This window comes from Advenella mimigardefordensis DPN7, assembly GCF_000521505.1.
Lineage (GTDB): Bacteria > Pseudomonadota > Gammaproteobacteria > Burkholderiales > Burkholderiaceae_B > Advenella > Advenella mimigardefordensis.
In genome coordinates this window covers 4,653,472-4,671,433 of sequence record NZ_CP003915.1, presented here as the reverse complement: position 1 = coordinate 4,671,433, position 17,962 = coordinate 4,653,472, and the positions used below count along the sequence as shown (strand labels likewise).

At 58.5% G+C, this 17,962-nt stretch carries 16 protein-coding genes; 7 read left to right on the top strand and 9 right to left on the bottom strand.

Going from position 1 to position 17,962, the window contains the following annotated elements; genetic code table 11:
• Positions 1-345 precede the first annotated feature (345 nt).
• Both ltrA and serA read left to right on the top strand, forming a co-directional pair.
• On the top strand, positions 346-1,716 hold the full coding sequence (gene ltrA, locus MIM_RS21450; protein ID WP_025371806.1) for a group II intron reverse transcriptase/maturase: 1,371 nt from the start codon (positions 346-348) through the stop codon (positions 1,714-1,716).
• A gap of 238 nt (positions 1,717-1,954) precedes the next feature.
• The gene (serA, locus tag MIM_RS21445) at positions 1,955-3,184 is read left to right on the top strand and encodes a phosphoglycerate dehydrogenase (RefSeq protein WP_025374804.1); all 1,230 of its coding nucleotides are present in this window, start codon (positions 1,955-1,957) and stop codon (positions 3,182-3,184) included.
• Positions 3,185-3,278: 94 nt separating this feature from the next.
• On the opposite strand, the gene MIM_RS21440 is transcribed toward serA, so the two are convergent.
• Positions 3,279-4,400 (bottom strand): PQQ-dependent sugar dehydrogenase, encoded by a 1,122-nt coding sequence (locus MIM_RS21440; protein ID WP_084459123.1) that lies wholly within the window; start codon positions 4,398-4,400, stop codon positions 3,279-3,281.
• Positions 4,401-4,892: 492 nt separating this feature from the next.
• Between MIM_RS21440 and MIM_RS21435 the strand changes: the two genes are divergently transcribed.
• Positions 4,893-6,278, top strand: a complete 1,386-nt coding sequence (locus MIM_RS21435; RefSeq protein ID WP_025374802.1) for an amidase — start codon at positions 4,893-4,895, stop codon at positions 6,276-6,278.
• Between the two features lie 63 nt (positions 6,279-6,341).
• Here the strand turns inward: MIM_RS21435 and MIM_RS21430 are convergent, their stop codons facing one another.
• Positions 6,342-6,761: an Lrp/AsnC family transcriptional regulator gene (locus MIM_RS21430; RefSeq protein ID WP_025374801.1), complete on the bottom strand. Its 420-nt coding sequence runs from the start codon at positions 6,759-6,761 to the stop codon at positions 6,342-6,344.
• A gap of 310 nt (positions 6,762-7,071) precedes the next feature.
• On the opposite strand from MIM_RS21430, the gene MIM_RS21425 reads away from it, so the two are divergent.
• Positions 7,072-8,154, top strand: a complete 1,083-nt coding sequence (locus MIM_RS21425) for an ornithine cyclodeaminase (RefSeq protein ID WP_025374800.1) — start codon at positions 7,072-7,074, stop codon at positions 8,152-8,154.
• An 89-nt stretch (positions 8,155-8,243) separates the two neighbouring features.
• On the opposite strand, the gene MIM_RS21420 is transcribed toward MIM_RS21425, so the two are convergent.
• Positions 8,244-9,173, bottom strand: coding sequence for a LysR family transcriptional regulator (locus tag MIM_RS21420; RefSeq protein WP_025374799.1), 930 nt, complete (start codon positions 9,171-9,173; stop codon positions 8,244-8,246).
• Between the two features lie 275 nt (positions 9,174-9,448).
• Here MIM_RS21420 and MIM_RS21415 point away from each other — a divergent pair, with 275 nt between their 5' ends.
• The 3 genes from MIM_RS21415 (at position 9,449) to MIM_RS22320 (ending at position 12,346) form a co-directional block, all read left to right on the top strand.
• Positions 9,449-10,333 carry an alpha/beta fold hydrolase gene (locus MIM_RS21415; RefSeq protein WP_025374798.1) on the top strand — a complete coding sequence of 295 codons (885 nt, stop codon included), beginning with the start codon at positions 9,449-9,451 and terminating at the stop codon, positions 10,331-10,333.
• Between the two features lie 91 nt (positions 10,334-10,424).
• Positions 10,425-11,405: a tripartite tricarboxylate transporter substrate-binding protein gene (locus tag MIM_RS21410; RefSeq protein ID WP_025374797.1), complete on the top strand. Its 981-nt coding sequence runs from the start codon at positions 10,425-10,427 to the stop codon at positions 11,403-11,405.
• 119 nt (positions 11,406-11,524) lie between these two features.
• A complete protein-coding gene (locus MIM_RS22320; RefSeq protein ID WP_025374796.1) occupies positions 11,525-12,346 on the top strand; it encodes a 4'-phosphopantetheinyl transferase family protein in 822 nt (273 codons plus the stop codon).
• A 62-nt stretch (positions 12,347-12,408) separates the two neighbouring features.
• Here MIM_RS22320 and MIM_RS21400 read toward each other — a convergent pair whose 3' ends face one another.
• From MIM_RS21400 to MIM_RS21375, 6 genes are read right to left on the bottom strand one after another with little or no spacing between them, the layout of a single operon-like run.
• Positions 12,409-13,635, bottom strand: a complete 1,227-nt coding sequence (locus MIM_RS21400) for a beta-ketoacyl-ACP synthase (protein ID WP_025374795.1) — start codon at positions 13,633-13,635, stop codon at positions 12,409-12,411.
• Positions 13,635-14,366, bottom strand: coding sequence for a 3-oxoacyl-ACP reductase FabG (gene fabG / locus MIM_RS21395; protein WP_025374794.1), 732 nt, complete (start codon positions 14,364-14,366; stop codon positions 13,635-13,637). The genes MIM_RS21400 and fabG overlap by 1 nt, the downstream gene beginning before the upstream one ends.
• Positions 14,363-14,929 carry an ApeP family dehydratase gene (locus MIM_RS21390; protein WP_052342362.1) on the bottom strand — a complete coding sequence of 189 codons (567 nt, stop codon included), beginning with the start codon at positions 14,927-14,929 and terminating at the stop codon, positions 14,363-14,365. The genes fabG and MIM_RS21390 overlap by 4 nt, the downstream gene beginning before the upstream one ends.
• Positions 14,930-14,931: 2 nt before the next feature.
• Positions 14,932-16,125: a beta-ketoacyl-ACP synthase gene (locus tag MIM_RS21385; protein WP_025374792.1), complete on the bottom strand. Its 1,194-nt coding sequence runs from the start codon at positions 16,123-16,125 to the stop codon at positions 14,932-14,934.
• Complete coding sequence (locus MIM_RS22315) at positions 16,122-16,721, bottom strand: DUF3261 domain-containing protein (protein ID WP_052342361.1); 600 nt, start codon at positions 16,719-16,721, stop codon at positions 16,122-16,124. Before MIM_RS22315 ends, MIM_RS21385 begins: the two co-directional genes overlap by 4 nt.
• Positions 16,699-17,955: an NAD(P)/FAD-dependent oxidoreductase gene (locus MIM_RS21375; protein WP_025374790.1), complete on the bottom strand. Its 1,257-nt coding sequence runs from the start codon at positions 17,953-17,955 to the stop codon at positions 16,699-16,701. Before MIM_RS21375 ends, MIM_RS22315 begins: the two co-directional genes overlap by 23 nt.
• Positions 17,956-17,962: the final 7 nt, after the last annotated feature.

Here is a 17,962-nt window from a genome sequence, read left to right as displayed (position 1 = left end):
AGCGAAGTGAAGCGCAACTGCGTGAGGGTGACCGAGCGTGGGAAGGAAGCGTGAAGCGTAAATCGCGAGCCGATGGACAAGAACTGCATAGAAGGCGCTGCCAAGCAGGGCGAGCGGGCCATAAACCGCAAAGCTCTCGTGACCAAGGCGAAGTGGCGTAGATGCAGCGGTTGTGCGATGAAGGAGTGCGTTCTTATCTGGGGAAGCCTCGCCTTGATCCTGAAAGGGTAACGGTGTCGAACCGGAGCGAGGACTCAGCAGAGGTCATAGTAGTCGTGGTAGCCGAATCGGGGAGGTTCGGAGTCGAAGCGACGAAGGACCGAACGAGAAGGAGTATTACTCGACATGTCGATACAACTTGTAGTGCCTCAGATGACTGCCCCAGCGGAGCGGACGGGTGTAGTTGGCGGTGAAGCCGCCGGTGATCCTGTCAGCGAGGAAACAAGGAGTCCGCGATATGGCAATGAGGATACGGGGTCAGCGCTGCTGCAAGCGGCGCTGACAAGAGAGAACCTGCAAGCCGCGTTCAAGCGGGTGCGAGCCAATAAAGGAGCAGCCGGGGTGGATGGTCTGGACATTGATCAGACTGCCCACCACCTGGTGAGCGCCTGGCCTGCCATCCGGGAGGCGTTGCTGACAGGTAAGTACCGGCCCAGCCCGGTACGACGGGTAATGATACCCAAGCCTGACGGTAGCCAGCGCGAGCTGGGTATTCCGACGGTAACGGATCGCCTGATCCAGCAAGCACTACTGCAAGTGCTGCAACCCATCCTTGACCCCACCTTCAGCGAACACAGCTACGGCTTCAGACCGGGCAGGCGGGCGCATGATGCGGTGCTTGCCGCTCAGTCGTATGTGCAGTCCGGCCGCCGTATCGTGGTGGACGTGGATCTGGAGAAGTTCTTCGACCGGGTCAACCACGACATCCTGATTAATCGCTTACAGAAACGCATTGCTGATGCCGGCGTGATCCGGCTGATCCGTGCGTATCTGAATAGCGGCATTATGGATAGCGGTGTGGTGATCGAGCGGCACGAGGGCACGCCGCAAGGCGGACCGCTCTCGCCGTTGCTGGCCAACGTGATGCTCGATGAGGTGGACAAGGAGCTGGAACGCAGGGGTCATTGCTTCGTTCGCTACGCTGACGATTGCAACGTCTACGTTCGCAGTCGCCGTGCCGGTGAACGGGTAATGAACCTGCTGCGACAGTTATACGCTAGACTACGCCTGAAGGTCAATGAAACCAAAAGCGCGGTTGCCAGTGTATTTACGGGTCGCAAATTCCTGGGTTACAGCTTCTGGATGGCCCCCAAGGGCGTGGTCAAGCGCCGAGTGGCGACCAAGGCCGTGATGGCGTTCAAGCAACGCGTGCGACAATTGACGCGCCGCTTGGGCGGACGCAGTATGCAGGATGTGGTGGACAGGTTGCGTGCCTACATGCTGGGTTGGAAGGGCTACTTCCGGCTGGCGCAATCCCAAAAACTCTGGCAAACACTGGAGGAATGGATACGTCACCGGTTACGGGCAATCCAGCTCAAACAGTGGAAACGCGGTAAAACGATGTTCCGTGAGCTACGCACTCTAGGTGCTAGTGTGACAGTAGCACACCGCGTGGCGGCCAACAGCCGTCGCTGGTGGCGCAACAGTGGCAAGCTGCTCAATAGTGTGCTGACGATCGCGTGGTTCGATAACCTGGGTCTGCCTCGTCTCTCATGACCTCAACTTCTCGAACCGCCCGGTGCGGACCCGCATGCCGGGTGGTGTGGCAGGGGTGCAGTCTGATGACTGCCCCCTATGCCGATTCGGACAATTCATGACGACATGAAAAAATTAACCTCTGTTTAAGTAAGTAAGCGGTACATTTGATCTGTGTTTGGTTGCTTTGCAAGACGCCACCAGCACATTTCGATACAATAAATCTCCCCACACCCAACTGTCTAAGCGAAGAAAACCCATGGAAAAAGTGTCCCTAGATAAGAACAAGATCAAAATCGTATTGCTTGAAGGCGTTCACCAGAATGCGCTGGATGTACTGCATGCTTCGGGTTATAGCAATATTGATTATCACAAGAAAGCATTGGAAGGCGATCAGCTCAAGCAGGCCGTTGCCGATGCGCATTTCGTAGGGATCCGCTCGCGCACGCAGCTGACCGCAGAGGTATTGCAGTCGGCCAGGAAACTGGTCGGCGTCGGCTGTTTCTGTATCGGCACCAACCAGGTCGATTTGCAGGCAGCGAAAAAACTGGGTATTCCGGTATTTAACGCACCGTTTTCCAATACCCGTTCTGTAGCCGAACTGGTCCTGGCCGAACTTATTTTGCTGATGCGCCGCGTACCGGCGGCCAATGCCGAAGTGCATCGCGGCGAATGGGTCAAATCGGCGGCAGGCAGCCACGAAGTGCGTGGCAAGAAGCTGGGGATTATCGGTTACGGCCACATTGGCACCCAGTTATCGGTCCTGGCCGAAGCGCTGGGCATGGAAATTTATTATTATGACGTTGAGAGCAAGCTGCCGCTGGGTAACGCCCGCGCCGTGAATTCTCTCTCCGACCTGCTGAATATTTCAGATGTGGTTTCCTTGCATGTGCCGGAAAATGACAGCACCAAAAACCTCATGAGCGCGGAACGCATTGCGCAAATGAAAGTGGGCGCGCATCTGATCAATGCGTCGCGCGGTACGGTGGTCGATATCGATGCACTGGCCCTGGCGCTTGAAGAAAAGCGCCTGGCGGGCGCGGCCATTGACGTGTTTCCGTCAGAGCCCAAATCGAACAACGAAGAATTCGTTTCTCCGTTGCGCAAGTTTGATAACGTGATTCTGACACCGCATATTGGTGGTTCTACGTCCGAAGCCCAGGAAAACATTGGTATCGAAGTGGCCAGCAAGCTGGTGAAATACTCCGATAACGGCTCTACGCTGTCTGCCGTGAACTTCCCTGAAGTCTCGCTGCCAGAGAACAAGAGCGCCCGTCGGTTCCTGCATATTCACGAGAACCGTCCTGGTGTGCTGACTGCCATCAACCAGGTGTTCCAGCAGGAAGGGAACAATATTGTTGGTCAGTATCTGCAGACCGATCCGCAAAATGGCTATGTGGTTATTGATGTGGAAACGCCTGACGTCGACAAGGCACTGGAGCAGCTCAAGGCGATCGCCGGTACCATCAAAACACGCGTTCTGTATTGATCCGGACTGCAACAGTCCGCTTAAAACAGCACGTTTAACGCAGTAAGCCAGGCCCGTCGCAGCTTCGTGTTGCGGCGGGCCTGTTCATTTTGCTTCAGTTTTTCAGGCCGAGGCGGATCAGCTTGCCGTTGCCGGCATCGGTCAGGATATAGACGTAGCCATCCGGGCCCACCTTCACATCACGAATGCGTTCGCCCTTAAAGATGACCTGCTCATCTTTAAGGGTGTTGCCATCCACTTTCAGATTCAGCAGCCGTTGCTGGGACAGCGCACCAATAAATACGGTGTGCTTCCAGGGCGCAAAGCGGTCGCTGTCGTAAAAGGCCATGCCGCTGATCGCCGGAGAGACCTTCCAGCTGTATATGGGCTGGGTCAGTCCGGGTCCTTCGGTGCCTTTGGCCTCGGGAATGGGTAGTCCTGAATAATTGATGCCGTAGGTAGCCAGCGGCCAGCCATAGTTCTTGCCGGGCTCGGGAATATTCACTTCATCGCCGCCGCGCGGGCCGTGTTCATTGGTCCATAAGGCGCCGGTCCATGGATTGAGCGCCGCCCCCTGCTGATTACGATGCCCGTAGGACCAGATTTCCGGGCGTGCGCCCTGTTTGCCTGCGAAGGGGTTGTCCTGGGGAATGCGTCCGTCAGGGAACAGCCGTACCACTTTTCCTTGCAGTTTATCCAGGTCCTGCGACGTGGGGCGCTGATTGTTCTCGCCCAGGGCAATGAACATATAGCCCTGACGGTCGAAGATGATGCGCGAACCGAAGTGGTTGCCGGTAGAGAGTTTGGGTTCCTGGCGAAACACGACTTTGAAATTGTCCAGTTTGGTATTGTCTTCGGACAAGCGGCCGAAGCCGACGGCGGTACCGGCCTTGCCGTCACCGCCTTGTTCAGCATAGCTCAGATAAACATGCCGGGTTTTGGCAAAATCCGGGGCCAGAACCACGTCCAGCAGGCCGCCCTGGCCGCTGGCCCAGACTTCGGGGCTGCCGCTGACTGCTGCTGGCTTGTTGCTGCCCGGTTTCCAGTAATTAAGCCTGCCGCTGCGCTCGGTGATGAGCATGCCGGCATCGTTGGGCAAAAAGGCCATCGACCAGGGATGGTCCAGCCCTTCAAGTAGCGTTTCGGTGGTCACACCAGCGGCAACCGGCGCTTTGTCGCCCGGTGACATAATGGTTGTTTGTGCCTGTACAGCGGCCAGCGGCAGGCCAATGCCCATCACGGTTGCGATAAATAGACGAGCGAGCTGGCGGCTTGTCTGCAGGCGTCTGACGGCGCTGGATGTGAATGACAAGGGGATGAACGATAGGCGCGAGGTAGCGGGAACGGCGGGTTTCATACTTAGCTCCTTGGCGGGTAACAATGGTGCACCGGCTGGCGATGGCCACGGCATTGAGGCGACGCATGGTGACATGCACGGGGCAGACAGCGGCCGAAAATGACAACTGGCTGAATGATAAAGATGATTAGAATATAAACGAATATGGTGGTAACTGGCGGAAGATTGTCATGACAATTGAAAATCGACAGGATGGGTAAGCGCGCTGGCGCAGATTGATGCGGGTCGTTAGTATGGAAAAGGCTGGCTCAATGTATAGAGCAGGAAAAAGCGGCCCCGATAGAATGGCCCGGTGGGTGCCATGGCACGGTTATTGCTTTAGCAATAACGACAAGATTGATTTTCAGGATTTAACGCAGGTAAAGAACGCAAATGGAACATTACGCTTTTTCCACCGTCGGCAGACTGGCCAGTCAACTGAGCATGCAAGGCATGACCGCTGCGCTGCTAACGACCTTCTTTCTCAGGCGCATTGAAAAATACAATCCGACGCTCAATGCCTTTGTTACCGTGCTGGGTGAACAGGCAATGCGGGATGCGCAGGCCTCCGATGCCAGGCGTAAAGCCGGACAGTCGCTGGGGTTGCTTGACGGCATTCCCGTCGCGGTCAAGGATCTGATTGATGTCGCCGGTACGGCGACCACTGCGGGATCGGCGACGCGTGATGGCCAGATCAGCAGTCAGACTGCTCAGCTGGTGCGGCGCCTGCAGGCGCAAGGCGCGATTGTGATTGGCAAGACACAAACGGTTGAGTTCGCCTTTGGCGGCTGGGGTACCAACGCGCATCTGGGTACGCCAATGAATCCCTGGGATGCCCATCGCGCTCGTGCCCCCGGAGGTTCCTCCAGTGGTTCGGCAGTGGCCGTGGCTGCCGGTCTGGTGCCCTGCGCGATTGGGACAGATACCGGGGGTTCGGTCAGGATTCCCGCGGCTTTTTGCAGCCTGACGGGCCTGAAAATGACGGCGGGCCTGGTGGATATGAATGGTATCGCGCCGCTGTCGCCGCAGCTCGATAGTGTCGGGCCGATCACGCGCACGGCCGATGACGCCGCCATTTTGTATCGGGCACTCACCTGTGAACCAGGTCAGGTACTGGATGAGTCGTGCCACCGGCTGCTGGATGACGGTAACGGTCTGGATGGCATGACATTGGCCGTGCTGCCGGACGAGCAATACGACACGCAGGTACAGCGCTCGGTGCGTCTGGGGGTGCGCGATATGGTGCGTATGGCGGAGATGGCCGGTGCCACGATTGTACGGGAGCGGCCACCGCTATCCTTCGACACCATTTTTGAGCAAAGCGGCCTGCTGATGGCGGCCTGCGGCTGGCGCCTGCACGGCGCCCTGGCTCAGAACCCGGATGCGCCCATGGACCCATTTGTGCGGCAGCGGATTCTAGCCGGTCAGGCGGTTTCACAAATGCAATACGAGGATTTGCTGGCGGCGCACCAGGCGGCCATAGGCGCGTGGCAGGCCTGGATGGCCGACAAGGATGCCTTCATGATTCCTACGCTGGCCGAGAGTGCGCCGTTATTGACGCAGCTGGATGAAGCGACCAGCCCGGGATTCTTTACTCGTCTGGCCAACTGGACGGGCGCTTGTGCGCTGGCCTTGCCGGCGGGCTTTGACCCGGGCAATATGCCGGTGAGTGCGCAGCTTGTCGGCAAGCGGCAAGGCGAACGCCAGCTTTTGCAGATCGGTAGCGTGATTCAGTCGCTCACGGCCTGGCATTCCTATTCGCCCACCCTGCAGGGGTGATACGACCATATCAGAGAAGCGGCAGCATCCGGGCAGGCGACACCGGGTTGTCCGCAGCCGGATCTACCTAAAGCTTTTCAGATGGATGCTGGTTTCGGAATTGCTGATATTACGGATCAGGCGGATTCGCTCCAGCGCCTGGCCCAGGTCGGCCAGTGAATCGGCTTCCAGTTCTGCCAGCAGGTCCCAGCGACCATTGGTGTCATGTAATGCCACGATGCAGGGCTCGCCCAGCAGGCTGGCGATCACCTGGCGACTCATATTTCCTTCAATTGCGATACTCATCCATGCCCGGATGGTCTGGGTTTGGGTGTCCGGACGCAATTGCACCGTGTAGCCTACGATCACGCCGCTGTCTTCCAGTCGCAGCATACGGTTGCGGACGGTGCCGCGCGACAGGCCGAGTTTTTTAGCCAGATCGGCCACCGCATAGCGTGCATTCTGGCGTAATAAGGAGATCAGTGCCTGGTCTGTAGAGTCCATATTTTCTCATTTTGACAGTTTATATTGCCATTATGGCAAAAGAATGCTCAAAAGTGTTCATTATTGCCGATATGCTTTGCCGCGGAATTACGGCAAACTTAAATCACAACACACCAATTGATTGTGTCGGCACAGAACACGGCGCGGTGGCGGCAGTTTTTGTAAACCGCTTTACTGAGCCCTCTTACAACAGTCTGCGTTGTCGGTAACGGGATGAAAAGGGTGGGCGGAGTGGATGACGGTCGCGCGAGCGTATCCGGTATTGCACTCCCTGTGATGGGTGCCGGCAATGCATTAAACGGAGATAACCATGAGCAAACTGACACAACTGAATCTGAGTACCGGGCTGATCCGTCCGCAGGATGTGGCTCATATCGTGCAGCGTCAGGGCATGAAGCAGACCCTTGAGGGCGTGATGAACTATATCCTCTCAGACTATTTACGCTGGGATGAATTTGACAAGTCTGCCCGGGTCGCCAAATATGTGCAGGACGGCGTGATGGAATTGATGCCTATCGCAGACAAACAGAATTATTCGTTCAAGTATGTCAACTGTCATCCGCATAACCCTAAGGAAGGGCTGTCTACGGTGCTGGCATTTGGTGCGCTGGTTGATAACAGTACCGGCAAGCCCGATGTTATTTGTGAACTGACACTGAGCACTGCATTTCGGACTGCAGCGATGTCGGCACTGGCGGCAAAACATCTGGCGCGCAGCAACAGCCGCCGGATGGCACTGATAGGCAATGGTTGCCAAAGCGAATTTCAGGCACTGGCTTTTCATTACCTGCTGGGCATTGAAGAACTGAGCATTTATGATATTGATCGTGCCGCGTCGCAAAAGCTGGCCGATAATCTGCGTCACACGGGTATGACTGTTGAGATTGCCGAGAGTGTGGCCGATGCCGTTCGGGATGCCGATATTGTGACAACCGTCACCGCCGAGTATTCCCGGGCGCATATCCTGACGCCCGACATGATCAGGCCGGGCATGCATATCAATGCCGTCGGCGGCGATTGCCCGGGAAAAACCGAACTGCACCCCGACATTCTGTCGCAGGCCACCGTGTTTGTGGAATTCGAGCCGCAGACCCGGGTGGAAGGCGAGCTGCAGAATGTGAGCCCGGACTTCCCCGTACAGCATTTGTGGCAGGTCTTTCAGGGCCAGACCAAAGGCCGTGAGCGTGAAGAGCAGATCACCCTGTTCGATTCCGTTGGTTTCGCCCTGGAAGACTTTTCAGTGCTGGTCTACATGCGGGATACCGCAAGCAAACTGGGATTGATGCAACCCATTTCACTGGTGCCAGACCTGGCCGATCCGAAGGACCTGTTCTCCTATCTTGGCGTCGGGCAGATCCTGCGCGAGGCCGAGCCGGTCGCGGCATTACCCTGAGCGGTGAGGGTGTGAAGGGCGGGGCCAGACGGGCAATGCCCCGCTTCAGTTTGTCGGGATAACGCTGGGCTGGCGTCGCGCCCCATTACTTATGAATGCATCGATGTGTTGGGGGAGCGAGCATCATCGGCAACGGAGGCCAGCCGCTCCACTATAAAATCAATGAAGGCGCGGGTTTTGGCGGATAACTGATCGCGGGTGGGAAAGACGGCATAGATGTCTGCCGTCTCGTACCAATCCGGGAGCACGACCTGCAAGTCTCCCTTGGCCAGCAAAGGTTCAACACTCCATTCAGAACGCAGCAGCAGGCCATAGCCCTCGAGCGCCCAGCGCAGCGCGACATCGCCGTCATTGGTGCTCATGCGCGCGCGGACTTTGACCATTTCTTTTCGTTCAGCGTTGCGCAAGTGCCAGATGCCAAAAGTCTGCTCGTTTTCGTGCAGTACCACGGCCTGATGCCGGGTCAGTTCGGCAAGGTTGTTCGGCGTACCATGTGCTTTCAGGTATGTGGGAGATGCGCAGACCAGGCGACGATTCGTGCGCAGTTTTCGCGCACTCAGCCGTGTATCGGCGAGATCACCAACCCGAATACCAATGTCATAACCGTCTTTCACCAGATTCAGGGGCGTGTCGCTAAGATGCAGTTGTACTTCCAGTTCAGGGTGTTTTCTGGCGAATTCGCTGAGCAAAGGGCAGATCACTGTCCGTCCGAACCCCAGGCTTGCATTCACCCGTAACAAACCGGTGGGCTGGGAGGTCACGCCACGCAAAGCCTGCTCCAGCTCCTCCAGCCCAACCACCAGGCGTTTGCCTTCCTGCAGGTATCGTTCTCCTTCCGGTGTAATGCGCAGCGTGCGGGTGGTCCGCTGCACCAGCCGCACCCCCAATCGACGTTCCAGAGCCATTAACCGCTTGCTGACAGCGGCGCCGGTAATACCCAGCTCTCTGCCCGCGCGCACCAGACTGCCCGTGCGCGCAATCGTAATGAACAATTCCAGGTCATCGTATTTGGTTCGCATATTATCAACTATTAAGAACTAATGATTCTAATTTATTTATATTATTAATTATAAATAGATAATATAGACTAGAGGCCTGATTTCGCAAACAAGAACGCACCCAGCGAGCATGCTGTCATCCACTACAACGCCGCAGACCGTCCTGGCCTGAACCCACCGATGACTGCATGATGAGGATAGAACTGCATTCCTGTACGCGAAGAAAGTGAAACTGCCAGAACAATCTCTGATTTTATCGAGTCAGGCCGACAACGCGATTAAAAGGTAATGCCAGTATGTTTGAACATTTTTCCAGCGACTACTTCACCATGAGTGATGGTGTACGGATTCACGCCAGGGTTGGCGGGAGCGGGCCTGGCCTGCTTTTGATGCATGGTCATCCGCAAACCCACGTCATGTGGCACAGGATTGCGCCCAGCCTGGCGCAGCACTATACCGTTGTGGTGCCTGATCTCAGAGGTTTTGGGGACTCATCCAGGCCGGAGCCTGGTGTGGAGAATGTGGCGTACTCCAAGCGCGCGATGGCGCAAGACATGGTAGACATCATGGGCCGGCTCGGGTTCGAACACTTTATGGTCGGAGGTCATGACCGGGGCGCTCGCGTCGCTCATCGTCTCGCCCTGGATCACCCGGATCGGGTGCGGCGGCTGTTCTTTCTGGATATTGCGCCGACGCTGGCCATGTACGAGCGCACATCAATGGCATTCGCACGCGCGTACTGGCATTGGTTTTTCCTGATTCAGCCTGCCCCCTTGCCTGAACGGTTGATTGAGGGTGACCCCGTTGCCTACCTGCACAATGTTTCGGGTCGGCGGCACGCGGGCTTGTCTGCTTTCCACCCCGATGCGCTGGCAGAGTATGAGCGTTGTATCGCCTTGCCATTGACCGCCAGAAGTATATGCAGCGATTACCGCGCTTCTGCGGGTATTGATCTCGAACACGACGCACATGATCGGGATGCCGGCAATCATCTTGCCATGCCACTGCATGTATTGTGGGCCGAGCACGGCGCTGTCGGCCAGAACTTCGATGTGCTGCCGTTATGGAAAGACATATCCCGTAGCGACGTCAGCGGCCATTCGGTGGGTTGTGGCCACTATCTGGCAGAAGAGCAGCCAAAGATTATCCTGCAGGAAATGATGACGTTCTTCGGTTCCTAGAACGCCAACCAGGCCCGGGCCCGGGCCACTTCTCCCATCTGACATTCATAACTTATATGCGCCTGGTTGAAAGGCGCAGAAAGGAGACCTTATGCACTTTTCATTTACCCATCGCATCTGTGCTTTTATGCTTGCCGCGTCGTTATGTGCAGGCTATGCCCAGGCCGATGAATACCCTCGGCAACCTATCCGCATGGTGGTTCCTTTTGCAGCGGGCGGCCCCACGGATACCGTGGCCCGATCTTTGTCAGAAGCCATGCATGCCGCGCTGGGTCAAATCATCGTGGTAGAAAACAAGGGGGGTGCCGGTGGCATGATCGGTACTAATCAGGTGGCTGCCGCCAAGCCCAACGGCTACGAAATTCTTTTGATGAACGTTGGATTTACCACTGCGCCGAGCCTGTATAAGAAAACGGGCTATGACCCCGAAGAAAGCTTTGAGCCCATTGGTCTGGTTGTCAGTGTGCCGATGACCATTATTGGTCGGTCCGACCTGCCGGTCAATGACGTCGGGGAATTGATTGACTATGTGAAGACGCATGAGGACGCAATGACGATTGCCCACGCCGGTAACGGTTCAGCTGCGCATCTGTGCAGCATCATGTTCACCCAGGCGATAGGCGTTGACCTGTTGACCATTCCTTACAAAGGCACTGCCCCGGCCATCAATGACTTGCTCGGCAAACAGGTGGATCTGCTCTGCGATCAGACCACCAATACGACGCAACATATTAATACGGGCATAGTCAAAGCCTATGCAATGACCAGCAAACAACGCATTCCAACCCTGCCGGATTTGCCGACCATGCAGGAGTCGGGCTACAGCGATTTTGATGTCGGTATCTGGCACGGGCTGTGGGCGCCAAAAGGGACACCGGAGCCCGCGCTAAAAAAACTCAGAACAGCACTTCAGGCTGCATTGGCCTCGCCCAGGTTCCGCCAGCGGATGGCGGCGCTGGGCGCCACGGTACTGGCCGCGGAAGCAACGCCCGAAGCACTGGCTCAAAAGGTTCACCAACAAACGGCTCAGTGGACTGGCCTATTCAAGAAAGTGGGAATAGAACCGCAGTAAGGGCCCGCAGTAAGCGCAAACGGATTGATGGGCCTGGCTTTATGATCGCCTGCATCAACCATGCACGAAGACCATATGATACGTACAATGGCGTTATTGTCATTCCGGTTGTGTGATTCATGCCATCTCCCGTTTCAGATCGGTCGGCGCTGCTGCAGCTTTGGTTTGCCGGCCCTGCGTTGCAGGTCGAGTACGACCCGCTGGCGCTGACGCCAGAGGATCGCGCCCGTGAGGCGGCGCGCCTGAGTGCGCGCAAAGCCTATGAGTGGCGTGTCAGCCGCGCGCTGAAGCGCCGGTTGCTGGAACCTTATCGCTCATCGAGCCTGTCGCACAGTGCCGGTCACGCCCTGTGGGCGGCGTCATCGCTGCACGAGCATATAGGCGTTGATCTGGAGCGGATACGCGCTATTGATGAACTGGCCCTGAGCGAGCTGATCGCTCAGGATGATGAAATGCGGTTGCTACGTGCGCTGCAGGGGCAGGACAGAACCCGCTTTTTTTTCCGGCTGTGGACGCTCAAGGAAGCGCTGGTCAAAGCGGTGGGCGGCGATTTTCCGGCAGATATGCTGCGGGTGGGCATCCGGCCTTGTCCTTGTAACACGCCGGCAGCGGATGGCGTCATTTCTGCCGTGAAGGGCGCATTGCCGGAAGACGTTGACCGTGCGCTGTACGCAGCACTGCCCGGGGCCGCCCAGGCGGCCCACGTGGCGGCAAGCGCGACGCAACCGCAGGCATGGTGCCTGGCGGGCCTGGGAAACCGGCGCTGGCACGGTCTGTCGGCCCTGATGGGCGATAACTGGATGATGGCAGTGGTGTGGCCTGCCCAGGATCTGTCCATGCCCGTCAAGATCATCGCGCGGCAGGCGACGCCGGGCGAAGCGCGCGTTTTGCCGCTTGCGCAGTCTGTGGTTTTTGGCGTGGGCGCGCAGCCCGAGGCGTGATCGTGCCGGACAATCGCCGGTTCAATTGCCCGCAGTACGGCCCGTTGCAACGGTTGCCGCCCTCAGGCCTGCCTGCGGAAGATCAGCGAGGTATTGATGCCACCGAAAGCAAAATTATTATTCATCACATATTCGGTATCAATGGTGCGCCAGTCATGCTGCAGGTAGTCCAGTTGCGCGCAGCGTGGATCCACATGTTCCAGATTCAGGGTAGGCACGAACGCTCGGTCGTGCATCATTTCAATGGAGAACCACGACTCCAGTGCACCGCAGGCGCCCAGGGTGTGACCCAGAAAACTTTTTTGCGAACTGATGGCTGCGTGTTCCCCAAATAATGCGGCCGTGGCATGGGATTCGGCGATATCGCCCTGTTCGGTTGCCGTGCCATGGCCGTTAATGTAACCGATCTGTTCGGCGTGGATATCTGCATCCTCAAGCGCAAGGGTCATGGCCCTGTGCATGGTGTCGGACTGGGGTCGGGTGATATGGGCACCATCCGAATTGCTGCCAAAGCCGACAATCTCTGCGTAGATGCGCACACCCCGCGCCAGGGCGTGTTCGCGCTCTTCCAGCACGAACATGCAGGCACCTTCGCCGATCACCAGCCCATCGCGATCCCGGTCATAGGGGCGGGGCGAGGTTTGCGGCGCGTTGTTGCGCTGGCTGGTGGCGTACAGGGAGTCAAACACATAGGCTTCGCTGGGGCACAGTTCCTCACCGCCGCCGCCGAGCATCATCGGAATGAGTCCGTATTTGATGGCTTCGTAGGCATAGCCGATACCCTGGCTGCCGGAGGTGCAGGCACTGGAAGTAGGGATCACACGTCCCTTGAGTCCGAAGAAAATACCGATGTTGGCGGCCGTGGTGTGCGGCATCATGCGAACGTAGGTGTTGGCATTGACGCCATGCGATTCACCGTGCATGAGCAGAGCCGCCAGCGCCCGCACGTCTTCGGTACTGCCTGTGGACGACCCGCAGGCCACACCCATGGCGCCGGACTGGATCAGCGGATCGCCCAGCAGGCCGGCATCGCTCAGCGCCCGTTCGGCGGCGTCAACACAGAGTTGCGAGACCCTGCCCAGACTGCGTAACTGCTTGCGTTGCCAGTGTGGCGGGCAGTGATAGTCGACAATCGGCGCGCCCAGTCGGGTATTCAGCTCGGTATAGCGATCCCACTCGGGCATAGTGCGCACGGCGCTGCGTTTCTCTGTGAACGCCTGCCGGATCTGCGGCCAGTTATTGCCCAGTGCGGTAATGCCGCCCACGCCCGTTACTACCACACGTTTCATCAGCACAGCCCTCCGTTGACCGAGAGCACCTGGCGGGTGATGTAGCCGGCTTTCTCCGACATCAGGAAGGTGACAGCGGCAGCGACTTCTTCGGCATGACCGGCGCGCTGGGCGGGAATCATTTTCAGAATTTCCTCTACCGGCACCTGCTGGTCAAGCATTTCTGTATCGATCAGGCCGGGCGCCACGCAATTGACGGTAATGCGCCGTTTAGCCAGTTCCACGGCCAGCGCCTTGGCGGCGCCGATCAGGCCGGCTTTGGAGGCGCTGTAGTTGACTTGTCCGCGGTTGCCGATCAGCCCGGATACCGAGGCCATGCAGACGATACGCCCGGGCTTGCGCCGACGAATCATCGGCATGATCAGCGGGTGCAGTACGTTATAAAACCCGCCCAGGTTGGTGTCCAGTACCTGGTCCCAATCTTCATCGGAGAAGGCTGGGAAGGCGTTATCACGCGTCAGCCCGGCATTCAGGACCACACCATAGAAGGCGTCGTGGCTGTCCAGATAGGTTTCCAGCGTCTGTCTGCAGGCCTGACGGTCGGACACGTCGAACTGCAGAATGTCGGCTGCCCGGCCCAGGGCCTGAATCTGTTGGGCAACCTGTTCGGCTTCGTCCCGCCGCTGGCGACAGTGCAAAGTGATATCGAAGCCGGCCTGCGCCAGATCAAGGGCAATGGCTTTGCCTATGCCCCGGCTGGAGCCGGTGACAAAAATACGGGAAGCGGTCATGCTGTTTGTTCCTGTAAGTAGCGTTCAATATCGGGAGGGCTGAATACGCTCAATCTGGCGGTGGCTACGGTTTGTGCGTGCGCCGCGCCTGGTTCGGCTGCGATGTGGGTTGTGACGCTGTGCGCGACCTGAGCTGCACCCCCGGCAGCGAAGTCGGCGCCGGCGGCATCATCGTTCTCCAGCAGGGATAGGCGGCAGTCGAAGACGCCGAAGCCGCTGGCCTCGTCCCGTGTAGACGCTTCAACCTCTACGCAGAGCAGGCTGCCCTGCGCCACGCTGGGACGCAGAATGTCAATCTGTCGGCTGCCCAGCAGAAAACCCAGTTTTGGCGGCTGGCCTGCATCGCAGGCATGACAGCCGGCCAGTGCGGCCACGCCCTGTGCCATGATTTCAATCGCACACCACATGGGCAACTGGCCGCTCTCGTCCAGAAAAAGGTGATCCGGCCCGATGCGGGTCAGGGCCTGCAGGTGTGAGTCGGAGTATGTGGTGATCTCGTCAAGCAAAATCATTTTGCCGGCGTGGGGCAGCAAGGGTGCAAGATGGCGGATGGGGGTCTGCATGGTCAGGCTTGCCCCAGTATCAGAACGGCATTATTGCCACCAAAGGCAAAGGACAGGCTCATGCCGATGCGCGGCTGCTTTTGCCATGTGGATTGGCTGTCTGTAAGCGCGATGCTGGGCAGGGCCGGATCTGCCTGCCCGTCCCAGTGTTGCGCCGGCAGTCTTCCCTCGGGATTGTGGCGGCCGTCGATGACGCCCCACAGCAGCGCCGCTTCCAGCGCCCCGGCCGCCCCCAGGGTGTGGCCGGTGAGTGGTTTGGTGCTGGTGCAGGGAACGCCCTGTGCAAAGCAGCTTGCCATGGCCAGACTTTCCATGCTGTCGTTCAGTTCAGTGGCCGTGCCATGCAGATTGACCCAGCCGATATCTTCCGCCTTGCACCCGGCGTTTTCCAGCGCCTGGCGGATGGCAAGAATGGCGCCTGTGGCCTTGGGGTCGGGTGACGACATGTGCCAGGCGTCGGCGCTGTTGCCGTAGCCCAGCAGCGGCAGGCCATCGCCCTCTTGCCGGGTCATCACAAAAAGCGCGGCGGCCTCGCCAATATTGATGCCGTCGCGGTTGACCGAAAAGGGATTGGCAATTCCTGCTGACAGTGCCTGCAAAGAGTCAAAGCCATTGATCGTGAGGTGGGCCAGTGAATCGACCCCGCCGCAGACCACGGCGTCGCACAGATCGCTGGCCAGCAGGCGATGCGCCGTGATAATGGCGCGGGCGCCCGACGTGCAGGCAGTCGAGATGCTGTACACCGGGCCGCTCAGCCCGAAATGATGTGCCAGAAAGTCGGCAGGGGCCGACAGCAGCTGGCGCTCGTGCTGGTAAAGGTCACGGTCCCAATGCCCGTCGCGGGCGAAGGCCTGAAAGGCCGGGTAGTTATCGTCTACGCCGGTGGTGGTGGTGCCGATAATGACCCCGATTCGCTGCCCGCCATACTGCGTACGGGCGTGTTCGATGCGTGTCTGCAATTGACTGGCTGCCTGCCACAGCAGGCGGTTGTTATGGGTGTCAAAATGCGGCGGCGTGCCTGCTGGCAGTGGTGGGGGCGCGACTGACGGGCGGGCGGTATAGATCGTCTTGCCCGGCACCCATTGGGTTTCCGGCGCCAGTGGCGTAACGGTGGTATTCAACAGTGCCTGCATGGTGTCTGCAAAGGTCAGCCCCAATGCGCTGACCGTGGCGGGCGGGCTTAGATAACTTCTCATGGTATGGCAGATAGCGGGGTCAGATTCCATTGGCTATGGTCGGGCAGCGTAATGCCGGTTACCGGGGCCGGCGCGGAACTGCCGGCTGTACGCGTTCCCTGCGCGCCGGGCACGGGTGGCACAGGTGGCAATACCAGCGACCATAGCAGGTGTCCCTGACGACTGAAGGCGTAGACGGGGCCGTCGCTGCCATCGGTCTTGTTGATGTTGATGCCGGGATAGGCCTGGTGCCATTGTGTCTGGGGCATGCGGGCGGCGATGATCGCTTCGAACAGCTGGCGTGCGCGGGCATTGGGCGGTGCAAAGCCATCGGTGGTCCACTGGTCATCGCGCAGTGACAGGCGGGCCAGCGGCGCGCCCAGGGCATTGGTCTGGATCCAGCGGCTGGCGCCCCCGGCTTCAGGCTGCACAATCAGCAGGCTATCTTCGGTCTGGCCCGGGGCTGTGACCAGACTGAGTTTGTAGGATTGAACCTGTGCGGGCTGGCTGTATTGGCGTGGCAGGACCGATGTGGCGGCACAACCGGCCAGCAACACCAGCAACATGCCCAGCCAGGCACCGGCAAGGCCGCGATCAGGTATCCAGTTGCGCTTCACCACATATCTCCGCCAGCGCCTTCAGGCGCCGTTCTGATTTTTCAACATAGGGGTTGCTGGTATCCCATGCATACCCGGCCAGGATGGCGGCAATCATGCGCCGGATATCCTGGTTGATGTGTTTGGAGTATATAACATCCTGAAAGCTGCAGTTATACCAACCGGCAACGTAGGTTCTGAAGGTGTCGATGCCGACACGCAGGGCGTCGGCAAAGTCTTTTTGCCAGTCTGCTGCCTGTCCGCGCAGGGTTTTGTCCACCAGCGCAGTGGCCAGTTTGGCCGAGTGCATGGCAATGGTGACGCCCGAGGAGAACACCGGGTCGAGAAACTCGGCGGCGTTGCCCAGCAGGGCATAGCGCTCACCATACAGGCTGGTGACGTTGGCCGAGTAGCCGCGCAGCGGCCGCACCGGGGTATCCCATTGTGCATTGGCCAGCAGATGACGCAGCCGGGGGATTGCATTGACCATATCCTGCAGAAACGGCAGGGGTTCGCGCTCGTTCATCGCCAGGTGACTGGGTTCGCCCACCACGCCGATGGAACAGCGGCCATGGCTGAAGGGAATCAGCCACATCCAGATGGCGCGGTCCTGCGGATGGGTGGCAATAATGATTTTCTCGCGGTCGAAATCGGGATCGCTGATATTGTCCTGGATATGGGTGAACCAGGCCTCACGCACCGGGAAGTCTGATGGCTGTTCCAGATCCAGCAGGCGGGGCAGCACGCGTCCGTAGCCGCTGGCGTCCAGCACGAAACGGGCCCGCAGCGTATAGGATTCGTCCTGGTCGGTCGAGACCGAGAGTGTGGCGTGCTCCGCTGCGGTGGTGATTGCGTTTACAGTATGGCCGAACCAGACCTGTGCGCCCTTGCGTTCCGCCTCCTGGATCAGAATGTGGTCGAAGCGGGCGCGTTCTACCTGATAGGTGGTGCCCGGTCCGGCGGTGAATTTGTCACGAAAATCAATCACACTTTCCCGATCGCCCCAGGTGAAGGCCGCGCCATTTTTGACCTGGAAGTCGCCCTCATTGACGGCCTGCAGCAGACCGGCCTCCTTGAGGATTTCCATACAGTAAGGCAGCAGGCTTTCACCGATGGAAAACCGTGGGAAATGCTGACGTTCAAGCACACACACCTGCCAGCCGCGCTGACGCAGCAGGGCAGCGGCAACGGAACCGGACGGCCCGGCGCCGATAATGGCGATGTCTGTACTGGAGGGTAACTGGGAAGTGTTCATAAATGAC